Annotated in this window: 9 protein-coding genes, 3 tRNA genes, 3 rRNA genes and 1 pseudogene; 6 read left to right on the top strand and 10 right to left on the bottom strand. The window is 55.9% G+C overall.

Going from position 1 to position 15,324, the window contains the following annotated elements:
• The 3 genes from A9995_RS14610 to A9995_RS14620 all read left to right on the top strand — a co-directional run.
• Positions 1–397 (top strand): hypothetical protein (locus A9995_RS14610; protein ID WP_233998244.1); only part of this gene is annotated, 397 nt, incomplete at its 5' end.
• A complete protein-coding gene (locus tag A9995_RS14615; protein WP_145916993.1) occupies positions 398–1,006 on the top strand; it encodes an endonuclease/exonuclease/phosphatase family protein in 609 nt (202 codons plus the stop codon).
• A gap of 461 nt (positions 1,007–1,467) precedes the next feature.
• Positions 1,468–2,328 (top strand): fatty acid desaturase, encoded by an 861-nt coding sequence (locus tag A9995_RS14620; RefSeq protein ID WP_233998248.1) that lies wholly within the window; start codon positions 1,468–1,470, stop codon positions 2,326–2,328.
• 275 nt (positions 2,329–2,603) lie between these two features.
• Here the strand turns inward: A9995_RS14620 and A9995_RS17430 are convergent, their stop codons facing one another.
• The 3 genes from A9995_RS17430 to A9995_RS14630 all read right to left on the bottom strand — a co-directional run bounded on the left by A9995_RS17430 (position 2,604) and on the right by A9995_RS14630 (position 4,566).
• A complete protein-coding gene (locus A9995_RS17430; RefSeq protein WP_145916994.1) occupies positions 2,604–2,930 on the bottom strand; it encodes a hypothetical protein in 327 nt (108 codons plus the stop codon).
• A gap of 524 nt (positions 2,931–3,454) precedes the next feature.
• Positions 3,455–3,619: a hypothetical protein gene (locus tag A9995_RS17125; protein WP_168157415.1), complete on the bottom strand. Its 165-nt coding sequence runs from the start codon at positions 3,617–3,619 to the stop codon at positions 3,455–3,457.
• Between the two features lie 215 nt (positions 3,620–3,834).
• On the bottom strand, positions 3,835–4,566 hold the full coding sequence (locus tag A9995_RS14630; protein ID WP_233998245.1) for an alpha/beta hydrolase: 732 nt from the start codon (positions 4,564–4,566) through the stop codon (positions 3,835–3,837).
• Positions 4,567–5,015: 449 nt separating this feature from the next.
• On the opposite strand from A9995_RS14630, the gene A9995_RS14635 reads away from it, so the two are divergent.
• From A9995_RS14635 to A9995_RS14650, 3 genes are all read left to right on the top strand, one after another.
• Entirely contained in the window at positions 5,016–5,378 is a 363-nt protein-coding gene (locus tag A9995_RS14635) for a hypothetical protein (RefSeq protein WP_168157416.1), read from the top strand.
• Between the two features lie 511 nt (positions 5,379–5,889).
• On the top strand, positions 5,890–7,080 hold the full coding sequence (locus A9995_RS14645; protein ID WP_082992781.1) for a serine hydrolase: 1,191 nt from the start codon (positions 5,890–5,892) through the stop codon (positions 7,078–7,080).
• 345 nt (positions 7,081–7,425) lie between these two features.
• A complete protein-coding gene (locus A9995_RS14650) occupies positions 7,426–8,169 on the top strand; it encodes a type II CAAX prenyl endopeptidase Rce1 family protein (protein WP_067614363.1) in 744 nt (247 codons plus the stop codon).
• 129 nt (positions 8,170–8,298) lie between these two features.
• Here the strand turns inward: A9995_RS14650 and A9995_RS14655 are convergent.
• From A9995_RS14655 to A9995_RS14685, 7 genes and pseudogenes are all read right to left on the bottom strand, one after another.
• Positions 8,299–8,944, bottom strand: a pseudogene (locus A9995_RS14655) (tyrosine-type recombinase/integrase).
• A 352-nt stretch (positions 8,945–9,296) separates the two neighbouring features.
• Positions 9,297–9,373, bottom strand: a tRNA-Met gene (locus A9995_RS14660).
• A 209-nt stretch (positions 9,374–9,582) separates the two neighbouring features.
• Positions 9,583–9,697, bottom strand: a 5S ribosomal RNA gene (gene rrf, locus A9995_RS14665).
• A gap of 143 nt (positions 9,698–9,840) precedes the next feature.
• Positions 9,841–12,634 (bottom strand): 23S ribosomal RNA (locus A9995_RS14670).
• A 284-nt stretch (positions 12,635–12,918) separates the two neighbouring features.
• Positions 12,919–12,994, bottom strand: a tRNA-Ala gene (locus tag A9995_RS14675).
• Between the two features lie 13 nt (positions 12,995–13,007).
• Positions 13,008–13,084: transfer RNA gene (locus A9995_RS14680), tRNA-Ile, on the bottom strand.
• Between the two features lie 195 nt (positions 13,085–13,279).
• A 16S ribosomal RNA gene (locus A9995_RS14685) occupies positions 13,280–14,768 on the bottom strand.
• Together the 16S, 23S and 5S rRNA genes with 3 tRNA genes alongside form the textbook arrangement of a ribosomal RNA operon.
• Between the last annotated feature and the right edge of the window lie 556 nt (positions 14,769–15,324).

A 15,324-nucleotide genomic window follows, 5' to 3' on the forward strand; every position in this document is an offset into this window, starting at 1 on the left:
TGCCCAAAGGGAAGCCGAAGACCGTATGAGAAAATTAGCCGCCGTTCTGTTCCTCATAGCAGCTCTGTTGCTCATAGCCGTTCTCGTCTCGCTGATCCCGAGCGATCAGTGGTTCATCAGAACGATCGACCTCGTGCGTGAGCCCATGGCGTATATCGCCGCGCTCTTGTTGGTTATCGCAATCTTTGTGGGGCCGCGTTGGCGCTGGGCGACCGTTGCGATGTTCGCTCTAGTGATCGGCATCAACGTCGGGCGTATCTGGCCGTATTCGGGCTTGGCGGGAACACAGCTGGAGCTTGCCGAGGCTTCAGCCACGGGTGACGATCCCCGCTGTTTTTCGGCCATGGCCGCCAATGTGAAGGTCAAGAACAAGCAATATGCAAAGATGATCCAGTAGCTGCGTCGCTACGATCCCGATTTGCTGTTCCTCATGGAGACCGACCAGCCGTGGATCGACGCCTTGGAGCCGGTTCTAGCCCAATATGGCCATGTTCAAAGGCAACCGCAGCCGGAAGCATTCGGCCTGGTCTTCGCGACGCGCCTGCCGGTGCTCAAATCGAATGTCGTTGAAAACACCCATCGCGACACTCCGACGCTTTACGCCACGCTGCAACCGGACGGCTCGCCGCCCATCGAGTTCATCGGTCTTCATCCAAAGCCGCCACTGCCAGGGTGGGATACCGAGACGCGAGACGAGAATATCGTCAACGCAGGCATCCAGACACCAGACCGCCTCCCTGATGCCTTTGTGATGGGTGATTTCAACGACGTGCCCTGGTCTCGCACAACCACCAAGTTCCGTGCGGTGGGCGACTGGCGCGATCCCCGGATCGGACGCGGAACATATCCGACCTTTCCTGCCGACAAACTTCTACCGGGATGGCCGCTCGACCAGCTCATGCTCAAAGGAGAACTAGACCTGAGATCATTCGAAGTCCTGCCTGACAATGGTTCAGACCACCGCGCGGTGCTCGCAAATTTCTGCGCCCCATCGCGGCTTCCCTGATTTCCAATTTGCTTAGATGGAACGTGGGGATGCTCAGAGTATGTCGACAGTCCGCTAACAACGTTTTGGACCCCAATTTCAAACAGTCCGCTTGCGGCCCATCTCCGCAAGTTTGCGCCTGAGGGTAAGGTCCACAAAGGCTTACGGCCCGTATCGTCTGAACCCGCTCGAAACCTTTGCTATCGGAACGGTCTCGTTCGCGGACTGTTCAGTGCTTCGAAACCAACCTCCCGTAGGATCAGGAAATGCTAAGCCTTAGTGGCGAAAGTGACGGGGCACGCGCCCCGGCGCACGATCTTCTCAACGATGAGCCGACAGAGTGCATTACGAGCTCGGAAACCACGCCCATCGATCCTCGGCAGTTAGTTCGAGAGATGAAGGCCTTCGTGGCCCCGCGCCCTTGGCGAGGCGCATTCGAGTTAGCGATCACCCTGGTGCCCTTCTTGGTTTTGTGTGGGTTGATGCTCGTAGCGGTCGAAGCCGGTTATCTCTTTGCGCTTGCCCTTACTTTGCCCGCTGGCCTCTTCTTGCTCAGACTCTTCCTGATCCAGCATGATTGCGGACACGGATCTTTCTTGAAGAAAAGGGCCAGCAACGACTGGCTCGGCCGAGCGCTCGGTGTGCTTACGTTCACTCCCTACGAATGCTGGAGGCGTTCTCATGCGCTTCACCATGCAGGCACGGGCAATTTGGATGCTCGTGGCTTTGGAGATGTTGATACCCTCACCGTTCGTGAATACGGTGCCCTTAGCCGCGTCGGAAAGTTGCGATACCGCCTTTATCGCCATCCCCTGGTCCTGCTCGGAATTGGCCCGGCGTATTTGTTCCTGTTGCGTCATCGGCTCCCGATCGGGCTTATGAAAGCTGGAAGGATTTATTGGGTCAGCGCGATGGCGACAAACATTGCAACTGCCCTGCTGCTGGCCGTCCTCGTTTACCACTTCGGCACCAGCGTTGTCGTGCTGACGCTTCTGCCCGTGCTGCTGATCGCCGCGATGGTGGGCGTATGGCTGTTTTATATCCAGCATCAATTCGAAGAGGCCCATTGGGACTACAGCGCCAACTGGTCCTTTCACGATGCGGCATTGCGGGGCAGCTCCTACCTGGAACTCCCGCCCGTGCTGCGGTGGTTCACCGCCAACATCGGCATTCATCACGTTCATCATTTGGCCAGCCGAATCCCCTTCTATCGGCTTCCCGAGGTGCTGATTACGTTCCCACACTTGAGCAGCATGAACCGATTCACCGCGCTTGAGACGCTAGGCACCCTACGGCTCGTATTGTGGGACGAAGATAAGCGACGGCTGGTATCTTTTGATTGAGTAGTGACTACGCGCGGCGGCAGCCCGCCAGCCCAAACGTAACTGCGCGATGCTGACGTGCCGGTCTGCCCCACAGCTAGCTCAAATGAAATCAGCCGAATTTCGACAAGGCGGATAAGCTTTTCCGCTCATTGGGTCGGACTTCTGCGATAGGCTCGATCTCGGAACGGCGGGAGCTCGCTTCGGACCGACAATAGCGGAACGGCGGCTTGGGGCCCAGATGCCGCCGAAAGTTGCATGGAAAACGAAGGGCCGGTTTTGGTGAACGAGAGATTTTATTCCATGACCGTTTTTGGGTCGGCACGAGAAATTCCGCTCTTGGCGAAATCATGGCCGAAGCTGCCTGACTGGTGATGGGTTTGAGGATGGCCCTCGGGAACGGCGTGAACTGGGGTGGAAAACAGACACCACCAGCTGATCGACAGACAGAGCGAAAAGATTCGCCGCTGGTCCGCACTGCCGACAGAAAAGGCTTCATTTTGTCTGACTTCGGGAAATAAACCACTCTTAAACCAAATCAACCGATCCGTGTCCGAGAGTGCTGCGAGGGGACGACGATGATAATGACAATGCGCGGGCACAAGCGCTTCGCTGTTAGACAATCGATTTGTCTGCAAAGGCTACTGGACGGAAGTCAGGCCAGGGGCTTGATAATCGAGCTATCCAGCGAGGGGTGCCGCATAAGCGGGCTCGGTAGTTGCGACTTTTTGCCCGATGACCAGATCATCGTCGAATGCGAAGAAATGAAGCTGCGCGGCCGGATTCGTTGGATTAGCTTGGGTATCGCGGGGATCCGTCTGGACAGGCTGTTGCTGCCAAGGGAACTCGACTCGCACTTGTGCCGCTTGCGAGGTCTGGAAGTGCCAGACGGCCGCGCGATTGGACTGAATGAGCAAGAGCCCCTCTGCCGAACAGGTTGAGCTATCCGCGGATCTGCTGCTTGTCCGCTACTGGGTCTGCACGCGACAGGCAGGTTTTCGTGAGAATCCGGCGATAGCAGCCTGACTTGTGTCAGGGTCGGGACGAGCCACCGGGAACGTCGTGAACTGGGGTGGAAATCGGGCTAGCAGCAGCGCTCGCGAAACTCAGCGATGTCGGATGTGGGGAACGGCCAGCGGGGGAGAACCTAAATCCTCTTTCCGACCTTCCAGCCGGTCAAGAGGAGCAAACCCGACCACAGCAGCACCACGGGTGCCTTAATGTCCCAATAGCCAAGGATGTCGCCGATCGGATAAGCGACGAACGAAATTCCGGCGATGAACCAGACTTTCTCATAAAGCGATAGGCTCATCGGTGCCGCTCTCCGAACAGTTGATCGCGTTGAGAATGGCCACGATGGATAGCGTCCGCAAGTGGATCGTTTGCGGAAAGGTGGGTTTTCGAATCTCCGGACGGGAAGTGGACAGACGGCTTACAGTCGAGGTGCTTTTGGGCCGAACATCCAAGGTCCATTCGGTAAGCCGCCCGAGCGAAACAGCACGAGCTAAGGGTGTCCTGCGTTGTGGATCACTGACTTCCGGACGGCCCCCGACTTTGGTCGGTGGTGACCTCACGTGCAAACGTGATGGAGTCGTTGAGCACCGGTGCTCGTCCTCGGAAAGGCCGTGCCAAAGCGGTGATGATTCCGACGTGACCTAGGTCGGGGTAAAGCTTCAGTTGCGCTTCGACGCCTGCGGCGCGAAGAATGCTCGCCAGTCGCTCGCTGTTGCGAGGGTAAACGGTGGTGTCGCGATCGCCATGCAGCAGCAGCGCCGGAGGATCCCCGGCGGAAGCAAAGCTTATTGGCTGCGTGCTCTCGAGATCCCGCTCCTGACCGAATGCATCGACCGTCACCGCAGTATCCAATGGCAAAAAATCATACGGGCCAGCCAATCCCACCAGCCCTCGCAACGCCTGCCGATCTTCGCCCAGCCAGCGATCGTCCAGCGCCAGCATGGCCGCGTTGTAGGCTCCCGCCGAATGGCCGACGATCACGATCCGGTCGGGGTCTCCTCCAAAGCGAGTTGCGTTGGCGCGCACCCAGCGCACGGCAGCCGCGGAATCTTCGAGAAAGGCCGGGAAGCGAACTTCCGGGACCAGCCGATAATCGGGAACTGCCACAAGAAAACCTGCATCGGCGAAAGCTCGCGCGACAAACTCGTAACCTCCCCGGCCCCCTTCCTGCCAGGAGCCGCCGTAAAGGAAGACGACGATCGGCAAACCTGCCTGCCCGGCGCGCCAAGCTTTCGGCCGATACAAGTCGAGCTGCTGGCGCGGGTGAGTGCCATATGCGGAGCCACGCTCGACCGCTGTAGCGCCTCGGTCCTGTGGGACTATCGCATTAAATGTGCCTAGCGGAGAGCAGGAGGCAAGCATCGCAACTGCCATCAAAGCGGCGACCGTCTTCAGCACCGCGTTCCGCCAATCGATTTATGGTCGATCACTGCAATCATCCACTGTCTCTTCCCCGGATCTTCGCCAAAATCCATACCGGGTTGCGCAAACGAACTACAACCGCGGGCCGCTAAATCTCTGGCGCAACGGTTATTCCCTATCACCCGAATGTCCGCAACTGGGTCGTTTGCCTACGGGCAGCTTTCGGCACAAATCCTGACAAACAGTCAGTCCGCGTCCGGTAAACGCCCGTCTCCCGTGCCCCCCAAGACCTTGCGTGCCGAGCGGCGATTTGGCACGCTAAGGCCATGAAAATGCGTGGTCAGCGATGGCGGTATCGGATCGGAAATCACCTCGTTGATGTCGACAACGGTTTTGCTTGGATCGGCTGGGCGCAAGAGCGGATGGTGGTGAATGGCGAGCCGCTCCACCGCACAGGCGCGTGGTTTTCCTTCCGGCGTTCCTTCAAGGAGCCGTGGCTGACCCCGATCGGCGACGACGAGCTCAGCATCGATATGCGCTCGACACTGACCGGCATCGTCTGCAACGCGACGATCGCCGACGAACAGGTCGAGCCCGAAGCGCTCTACGAAACTGCTTGGTCGGGCGGAAAAGGCAGCTGGCCCGAGGATGAGGTCTGGATCGAGACAAAACAGTTCTCGTTCTTCAAGCTCTAGGACCCCGCCGTCCGACAGGAAACGAGACAAATTGGGCCTCGTTTCGGTGTTCCGCTGACGGTTCGGCCCGGTCGCTTCCAGACGATCTGGACGCCGCTACGCGCGCCCACTGTACCCGAGCCTAAGCCGACCCCTGCCTAGGCAGAGAAGGACGAGTTCTTGCCGACCCGCGTGGTTATGGACAATGCCTTCCCAGCCAGAAGTTGCCTTTCAGCATTCGGCCCTAGTGCCGCCCAAAGGTGCACGGAAAACGAACAGCCGGTTTTGGTGAACGAGAATTTCCATCCCTTGACCGCTTATGGGTCGCTGGCTGAAAGGCGGCTTTTCCAGATCGTTGAGATTTCCTGCCTGTCGGCTCACGACCCAAAGGCGGCCATTCACATCCAAAACTTTTCACTTTTGGAACTCGACGTTCGCCAGCGACGCGAGGCTATGAAGCAATTCCACCTAGGGTTGCGCCTGTGTATTACATGTGCAATACACCAAGCCAGAAATCTTAAAAGGGAGAAATATGAAATATACTGCAGCAGGTCCGATGGCTTTTTTGGTGTTGGCTCTGGGAGGATGCACATCGACACAGAGTTCCGATGAAGTTTCTCAATCGATGCAGATCACATCTTCTGAAGGAAGCTCAATCTCCGATTCCGAAGGCATCACGCACGACTTACAGCGCAAGATCAGCGAAATCTCGGAGCAGGAAAATATTCCGGCCATTTCAGCGGGTGTCATCTATCAAGGTGCAATAGCCAGCGCTAGTTCGGGGGCCCTCGATCGTGAATCTGGCACGCTGGTAGGCGATGACTCAATTTATCAGACTGCCTCGCTCTCGAAGACACTGACCGGAATCATTATCCAATCTCTGATTGTCGACGGCAGGCTAGATCCGAAGGGACCCATTGCCACGTATCTTTCTCCTCTCTTGACCGCAGATGCGCGGAAGCGACTTGGCTCCATCACGCTTGTCCAACTGATGCAGCATCGTTCGGGCATCACCGACAAGGACTGCACCGTATATCGTAATCGGGCGGAAGGCGAAGTGGTGCAAAGCGGCTACACGCGAACCGAGTTGGTAGCTGATCTTAACGCCATTGATATGAGCGGCCGCACCCCCGATACTTTCGAATATACAAGTTGCGGCTATGCGGTTGCGGGCTTGGTGGGCGAGATCGTCACTGGCCAGGATTTTGATGCGTTGCTGCGACAATATGTCACCGAGCCATATGATATGCCCGATACGGTGGTGACCCTGAACGACGCGCAGAAATCACGGCTTGTTACGGCCTATAACAAGCGAAATCGTAGCGAAGCGGTGCTGCCCTACATCATGGGTAAGGCGTCCCCAGGCAGCGCAATCTATTCCACCGTGCATGACCTTCAAAACCTGCAGGCGGCGCAGATGAAGGCATATCGCGAATTTAAAACCGGTAGAACTGCTGGCCCTCTGATCCTGACCAAGGATGTCACGACGGCCAGCTTGCGCCAAGGTTTCGGACAGGCAGCGTTCGGATCAGGCCTGATAATTCTCCCGCATCCAGAGGGGCCGTTCTATCTTCATGATGGTGATCTCGACGGGTTCGCTTCGGTTTATGTCTTTTCACCAAAGCACAACGCAGGTGTCGTAATCCTCACCGGAAGTGGTGGGCAATGGGTAACCGAAAGTGCGATTGAGATGTTGGTCGATTTGATTGAAGAGCACCGATAAATTGATTGCCTGACCACTAACAAAACGAAGGTTCAGGGTCAGTTATCCTCTACGGTAGGGCGAGCAGTTGTCGGTTGGATCACAACGTCCGCTATGTCCCAATCACCGCCCTAAGCTGACCGTCGCTAAACCACCCCATCTCACGCCGTTACCGATGCTATGCCGCGCCCCTGGAACCGGTCAGGCGGCTATGGCCTGAATTTCGCCAACAGCGGAATTTCTTGTGCCGATCTATGAGCGGTCATTTCAAATTTGCAAAACCGACCTTGATCGGAGACATTGCTCGAACGGGATGGAGGTCCAGTCGCAAGTGACCCACAATTGAAACCGACAGCGACATTTTCAATGACCGAAGCCTGGGAGGCGTTGATCTCCGTGGCGCGATCCTTCTTTTTGTTTCTACTGAGACCAAGGCCCTCCGTCAGTAAAGAAGACCAGCTGCCATTGTCACCCTTGGCGATTGGAGCAAGCCTGCTGGCCCTCTCGCTGGCTGTCACTGCAATGTTTGCCTTTGCAGCGTTGCCGCTTTTTCTGATGGCCGAGGCTGCACCCGGCAGCCAGCTTCAGCAGGTCTTTTCAGGTTCGATTGCAACCATCGTGCTGGCGGTGATCGTTCTCGGTCCCTTGATCGAGGAGGTCATGTTTCGAGGCTGGTTGTCGGGGACGTGGCGCTCCGTCGTCGGCAGCGCGCTGTTCGTTGCGCTTGTGTTTGGCATCATTCAACTCGTCGGCGGGCTGTTATCGGTTTCGGCAATAATTCTCCAGCTGGGGCTGGCCGTCATTGGGCTGATTGGGTTTAAAGTGTTGTCACCGATCGATTCAGGTAAGCGTTTGCCGCATTTCGAACGGGCCTTCCCATACCTATACTGGACGCAAGGCCTTCTGTTCGGAGTATTGCATTTTCAGAATGTAACCAGCGATTCTCCCCCCGTCGTAGTTCTATCAACGCTTCCCATTGTGATTTGCGCTTGGCTTTGGGGTTTTGCGAGGATCTACCTCGGTCTTGGGAGTGCCGTGCTTCTGCATGCTGCCTACAATGTGCCTGCCGTTGCGGGAATGCTCGTTTTTGGGATGCTACAAAGCTCGTGACTGCGGTTTAGCTGTGATCTGCATCCAGTAGCGGACCGTCGCAAAACCACCCCAGTTCAGGCAGTTTATCGGATCTTTTTTTGCCCCCAATAGCGGCCACCGGGCAATACCCGATGGCCGCATTGGTCGTCAGATTTCGGTGCGCTCCGCAAGAATGAGCGCGTCTTCCACATCTACACCCAGATACCGAACGGTGTTCTCGATTTTCGTGTGGCCGAGCAGTATCTGCACCGCGCGCAAGTTGCCCGTCGCCCGATAGATCATTGCAGCCTTCGTTCGCCGCATCGAATGCGTGCCATAGTCCTTGCGCCGCAGTACGATGGCTGCGACCCATTCGTCTACGAGCCGGGCATACTGGCCCGTGCTCATGGGGCGGCTGCGATCCAGACGACTGGGAAAGACAAAATCATCGGCTGTCCCGCCCCGTCGCTGAAGCCACGTGGCAAGGCTGCCGCGAGCGTCAGCGGTGATTTCGAACTGAACCGGTCGCCCCGTCTTTTGCTGGATGACAAGAGCGCGGGTGCGGATTTCGGTCCCGGCCATGAGGTCGCCGATCTTCAGTTTCACGAGATCGCAGCCTCGTAACTTGCTGTCGAAGGCGAGATCGAAGAGTGCGCGATCTCGAAGCCTTTCCTCGAAGCCTTTCCTCCCTGTCGAGGAAGAATCGGACGGCCCATATCTGCTTCTGGGTTAGCGGTCGCTTGGTGCCAACCGTCTTGCCGGCATTCCAAACCACGCGGTTTTGCATGGCGGGATCTAAGTGCGAATATGTCATCGTCTTTCTCCATGGCCAGAATTGGCCAGGACAAGAGAAAGGGTGCGAGCGGCCGCGCGTCGACGAAAAGCCGACATTACTCCGGTGGGACCTCAATGACTGCTTTCAGGCGATCCGGCTGCAGCCTCTAATGGCCGATATTGGGGGCAAAGCTGACCACCTGCGAACCCCGAGAGGCAGCGGCCCTAGCCTGGAATCCGTCAGCGCGCTCCGGGCCCATCCCAAATATCCGGTGCATTGAGGTTAACTCGGCGAGGCCTCCCATCTGCTTCCTATTTGCTTACACTTGCAAACGCAAAAAGCCCCACTGTAAGCAGCGGGGCGACTTAGGATAACGATTTGAGGTAGTTACTGGTTGCGGGGGTTGGATTTGAACCAACGACCTTCAGGTTATGAGCCTGACGAGCTACCGGACTGCTCCACCCCGCGATACCAGGTTCAGCCACGCGGACCCCGAGGGGCCGAGGGCTGGGATCGGACGGTACGACCGTCACAACCCCGGGCGTCCGAGTTCATGAATTCGGAGCCTGCACGCATCCATGATCGCAGCGATCGTAGAGACGCGAAAAAGGGCAGCCCCGCGGGACAGCCCTTTAACAACGTGAATGGGTCCCCTCATTCGTCCCGCCTGCTACAATGCCTGGCGGCGACCTACTCTTCCAATGCTTGAGCATTAGTACCATCGGCGCTGTCCGGTTTCACGGCCGAGTTCGAGATGGGATCGGGTGGGTCACAGACGCTATGGCCACCAAGCAATGAAGCAGGCGGAACGAATGAGGGTTTTTAAATCGATGCATGCCGCATCCAATGGATACGACGGGCGTTATCCGGCTTTCGATATCCTCCACATCAGGACATCCTGCCTTGCGGCAGAGCTGTCGATGATGGTGGGATTCATCAAGCGCGAAAAGAACTATTAGGACTGGTTAGCTTCACGCATTACTGCGCTTCCACACCCAGCCTATCAACGTCGTGGTCTACGACGGTTCGAAGATTGCTTATCTCAAGGGAGGCTTCCCGCTTAGATGCTTTCAGCGGTTATCCCGTCCATACATAGCTACCCAGCGGCACTCTTGGCAGAATGACTGGTACACCAGAGGTATGTTCACCCCGGTCCTCTCGTACTAGGGGCAACTCCTTTCAACAATCGACGCCCACGGCAGATAGGGACCAAACTGTCTCGCGACGTTCTGAACCCAGCTCACGTACCACTTTAATTGGCGAACAGCCAAACCCTTGGGACCTGCTCCAGCCCCAGGATGTGATGAGCCGACATCGAGGTGCCAAACGATTCCGTCGATATGAGCTCTTGGGAATCATCAGCCTGTTATCCCCGGCGTACCTTTTATCCGTTGAGCGATGGCCCTTCCACGAGGGACCACCGGATCACTATGACCGACTTTCGTCTCTGCTCGACTCGTCAGTCTCGCAGTCAGGCAGGCTTATGCCATTGCACTCTCGCAGACGGTTTCCAACCGTCCTGAGCCTACCATCGCGCGCCTCCGTTACTCTTTAGGAGGCGACCGCCCCAGTCAAACTACCCGCCACAGAGGGTCCTTACACCGGATAACGGTGCGAAGTTAGACATCAGAAAACAGCAGGGTGGTATTTCACCTATGGCTCCACTTGGACTGGCGCCCAAGTTTCAAAGCCTCCCACCTATGCTACACAACTCTTTCCTAATGCCACTCTGAAGCTGCAGTAAAGGTGCACGGGGTCTTTCCGTCTAACCGCGGGTACTCCGCATCTTCACGGAGAATTCAATTTCGCTGAGCATATCCTGGAGACAGTGGGGAAGTCGTTACGCCATTCGTGCAGGTCGGAACTTACCCGACAAGGAATTTCGCTACCTTAGGACCGTTATAGTTACGGCCGCCGTTTACTGGGGCTTCAATTCGGAGCTTGCACTCCTCCTCTTAACCTTCCAGCACCGGGCAGGCGTCAGACCCTATACGTCGTCTTGAAGCCGACTTAGCAGAGTCCTGTGTTTTTGATAAACAGTCGCTACCCCCTGGCCTGTGCCCCCTCCACACTGGTTGCCCAGTGAGAGGGCCTCCTTCTTCCGAAGGTACGGAGGCAATTTGCCGAGTTCCTTCAGGATACTTCTCTCAAGCGCCTTGGTATACTCTACCTGACCACCTGTGTCGGTTTCGGGTACGGTCTATATGAAGAGGCTATTTCCTGGGACCACTTGGCTGCATGCTCAATCCAATAAGAACACACAACTTCCACAATCCGTCACACATCTTCAGGCCCACGAATATTAACGTGGTTCCCATCGACTACCCCCTTCGGGCTCGTCTTAGGGGCCGGCTCACCCTGCGCCGATTAGCGTTGCGCAGGAACCCTTGGTCTTTCGGCGAAAGGGCATCTCACCCTTTTTATCGCTACTCATGTCAGCATTCGCACTTCCGATACGTCCACCGTCGGTTACCCTTCGGCTTCATCCGCTTACGGAACGCTCCGCTACCGCTTGGATCCGAAGATCCAAACCCTAAGCTTCGGTGCATCACTTTAGCCCCGTTACATCTTCGCCGCAGGAACCCTTAATTAGACCAGTGAGCTGTTACGCTTTCTTTAAAGGATGGCTGCTTCTAAGCCAACCTCCTGGTTGTTTTGGGATTCCCACATGCTTTCCCACTTAGTGATGACTTGGGGACCTTAGCTGTAGGTTAGGGCTGTTTCCCTTTTGACGACGGACCTTAGCACCCGCCGTCTGTCTGCCAGACAAGTCTCGATGGTATTCGGAGTTTGGTTAGGTTTGGTACCGCTCGCGCAGCCCTAGCCCATCCAGTGCTCTACCCCCATCGGCATACATCTGACGCTCTACCTCAATAGATTTCGCGGAGAACCAGCTATTTCCCGGCTTGATTGGCCTTTCACCCCTAAACACAACTCATCCGATAATTTTTCAACATTAAACGGTTCGGTCCTCCAGTGCATGTTACTGCACCTTCAACCTGGTCATGCCTAGATCGCCGGGTTTCGGGTCTAATCCAACATACTCAGTCGCCCTATTCAGACTCGCTTTCGCTGCGCCTACACCTAACGGCTTAAGCTTGCATGTTAGATTAAGTCACTGACCCATTATGCAAGAGGTACGCTGTCACCCCTCAAGGAGGCTCCAACTGCTTGTAAGCATTCGGTTTCAGGTACTATTTCACTCCCCTAATCGGGGTGCTTTTCACCTTTCCCTCACGGTACTTGTTCGCTATCGGTCATGTACGAGTATTTAGGCTTGGAGGGTGGTCCCCCCATGTTCAGACAGGATTTCACGTGTCCCGCCCTACTCGAGTCCTTTCAAATCATTTTCGCATACGGGGCTATCACCCGCTATGGCCACTCTTCCCAAAGTGTTCTGCTAATTTAATGAAAGGCACTGGCCTGGTCCGCGTTCGCTCGCCACTACTAACGGAATCTCGGTTGATGTCTTTTCCTCCGGGTACTGAGATGTTTCAGTTCCCCGGGTTCGCTTCACCAAGTCTATTTTATTCAACTTAGTGATACCTTATCCACCTCGCCCGGCCTCCCCGAAGGAAGACTGGAAGAAATGGTGAAGGTGGGTTCCCCCATTCGGAAATCGTCGGATCAAAGATTGCTCACATCTCCCCGACGCTTATCGCAGCGTGCCACGTCCTTCTTCGCCTGTACATGCCAAGGCATCCACCAAATGCTCTTACCTCACGCTTGAGAATCCACACCATCAACGACAGCCCTGCATAACGGCTGCGCGTCTTGCGACGGCATGGAGGATTATCTCAGCCAGATAATCATTGTAATTGATTTTGTGATGATATCGATCGCGCGGTTCTATGACCCGAAGGCCGCAAACCCTTACGACGATACCGCCACGGCATCGATTTAAAAACCCATTCACAATGTCAAAGACGCAAGAGGCAAATCCTCTCACTACCGGACCAAAGGTAAACCTCGGTCCGAATATTTTTTCGTTTCATCCTGGAGAATGTTTTGGCTGGTGGAGCCTATCGGGATCGAACCGATGACCCCCTGCTTGCAAAGCAGGTGCTCTCCCAGCTGAGCTAAGGCCCCATAGCCAAAAGGATGGTGGGCCTGAGTGGATTCGAACCACTGACCTCACCCTTATCAGGGGTGCGCTCTAACCAACTGAGCTACAGGCCCATCCCGTCACCAAGCAGGCTGCCATTCTTGCGAATGGCAAGCCGCGGGCGGCGTGAGCCAGCTCAGGCGCAAACGCGGATCTTACGATCAGCGTTTCTCCAGTGATGAAAGGACATGAGGACGACGGCATGTTTCTTTGAAAAGGTGCGAAGCACTTCCGGAGACTAGCTCCGGCGCTTTCGTACCAATCCTTAGAAAGGAGGTGATCCAGCCGCAGGTTCCCCTACGGCTACCTTGTTACGACTTCACCCCAGTCGCTGAACCCACCGTGGTTGGCTGCCTCCTGCAAGCAGGTTAGCGCACCACCTTCGGGTGAATCCAACTCCCATGGTGTGACGGGCGGTGTGTACAAGGCCTGGGAACGTATTCACCGCGGCATGCTGATCCGCGATTACTAGCGATTCCGCCTTCATGGACTCGAGTTGCAGAGTCCAATCCGAACTGAGACATCTTTTGGAGATTAGCTAACCCTCGCGGGATCGCTGCTCACTGTAGATGCCATTGTAGCACGTGTGTAGCCCAGCCTGTAAGGGCCATGAGGACTTGACGTCATCCCCACCTTCCTCCGGCTTATCACCGGCAGTTTCCTTAAAGTGCCCAACTAAATGATGGCAACTAAGGACGAGGGTTGCGCTCGTTGCGGGACTTAACCCAACATCTCACGACACGAGCTGACGACAGCCATGCAGCACCTGTCACTAGGTCCCCGAAGGGAAGAAATCTGTCTCCAGAAGTCGTCCTAGGATGTCAAAGGCTGGTAAGGTTCTGCGCGTTGCTTCGAATTAAACCACATGCTCCACCGCTTGTGCAGGCCCCCGTCAATTCCTTTGAGTTTTAATCTTGCGACCGTACTCCCCAGGCGGATAACTTAATGCGTTAGCTGCGCCACCCAGGCTCTAAGAGCCCGGACAGCTAGTTATCATCGTTTACGGCGTGGACTACCAGGGTATCTAATCCTGTTTGCTCCCCACGCTTTCGCACCTCAGCGTCAATAACTGTCCAGCGAGTCGCCTTCGCCACTGGTGTTCTTCCGAATATCTACGAATTTCACCTCTACACTCGGAATTCCACTCGCCTCTCCAGTATTCTAGTCTACCAGTTTCAGAGGCAGTTCCGGGGTTGAGCCCCGGGATTTCACCCCTGACTTGATAAGCCGCCTACGCGCGCTTTACGCCCAGTAATTCCGAACAACGCTAGCTCCCTCCGTATTACCGCGGCTGCTGGCACGGAGTTAGCCGGAGCTTATTCTCTGGGTACTGTCATTATCATCCCCAGTAAAAGAGCTTTACAACCCTAAGGCCTTCATCACTCACGCGGCATTGCTGGATCAGGCTTTCGCCCATTGTCCAATATTCCCCACTGCTGCCTCCCGTAGGAGTCTGGGCCGTGTCTCAGTCCCAGTGTGGCTGATCATCCTCTCAGACCAGCTATGGATCGTCGGCTTGGTAGGCCTTTACCCCACCAACTACCTAATCCAACGCGGGCCCATCTAAAGGCGATAAATCTTTGGTCCGAAGACATTATTCGGTATTAGCAGTCGTTTCCAACTGTTATCCCGAACCTAAAGGCAGGTTCCCACGCGTTACGCACCCGTGCGCCACTAGACCCGAAGGTCTCGTTCGACTTGCATGTGTTAGGCATGCCGCCAGCGTTCGTTCTGAGCCAGGATCAAACTCTCAAGTTTGTGTCACTCACCTATCCGGCACGGGTCGAAACCCGCTATCCGAACAGACAAGAGCTTCAAGGAGCCGATACCTGCACATCAAACGTAATGGATACGAATGAACATGCATCATCGCAACGCAGGCTGTGACCTGCGAAGGATGTGGCAATCGGCATAGTTAAACCGGTATCCGGAGCCTTAAAACCCCCGGACCGGGCGCCGTCGCCCACATGTCCCTTCATCAAAAATCAACAATGTCAAAGAGCCGCTCAACATTAAAAGCGGACAGCGAAGGTATCCCCGATTTGCACCGGGGGACCGGCTATCCGTTTATGTTGGCGACCAGAGCGTCGAACCCGTTTGAGTGGGCTGCTTCGCTCCGGTGAGAGGTCATCTATGGGAACCTTCGATTCGGGTCAACGGGTTTTTGCAATTTTATTTCGTGAGGGCGAAAAAACCGCAGAAACCCGCGGGTTTCACCCTGTCCCCAAAGCGTCATGTGGGAGGCCCTCTTATGGGGTTCAATGGGGTCAAACCGGGGCAGACAGGGGCCCGGCCTCTGGAGAAAGGCGCAAAT

Source organism: Erythrobacter sp. QSSC1-22B (genome assembly GCF_001678665.1).
Classification (GTDB): domain Bacteria; phylum Pseudomonadota; class Alphaproteobacteria; order Sphingomonadales; family Sphingomonadaceae; genus Qipengyuania.

Bases quoted from the DNA above. Each gene is read 5' to 3' on its own strand.
- A9995_RS17125 (WP_168157415.1), bottom strand. From the start codon at position 3,619: ATGAGCCTATCGCTTTATGAGAAAGTCTGGTTCATCGCCGGAATTTCG.
- A9995_RS14650 (WP_067614363.1), top strand. From the start codon at position 7,426: ATGACCGAAGCCTGGGAGGCGTTGATCTCCGTGGCGCGATCCTTCTTT.
- A9995_RS14635 (WP_168157416.1), top strand. From the start codon at position 5,016: ATGCGTGGTCAGCGATGGCGGTATCGGATCGGAAATCACCTCGTTGAT.
- A9995_RS14620 (WP_233998248.1), top strand. From the start codon at position 1,468: ATGCTCGTAGCGGTCGAAGCCGGTTATCTCTTTGCGCTTGCCCTTACT.
- A9995_RS14645 (WP_082992781.1), top strand. From the start codon at position 5,890: ATGAAATATACTGCAGCAGGTCCGATGGCTTTTTTGGTGTTGGCTCTG.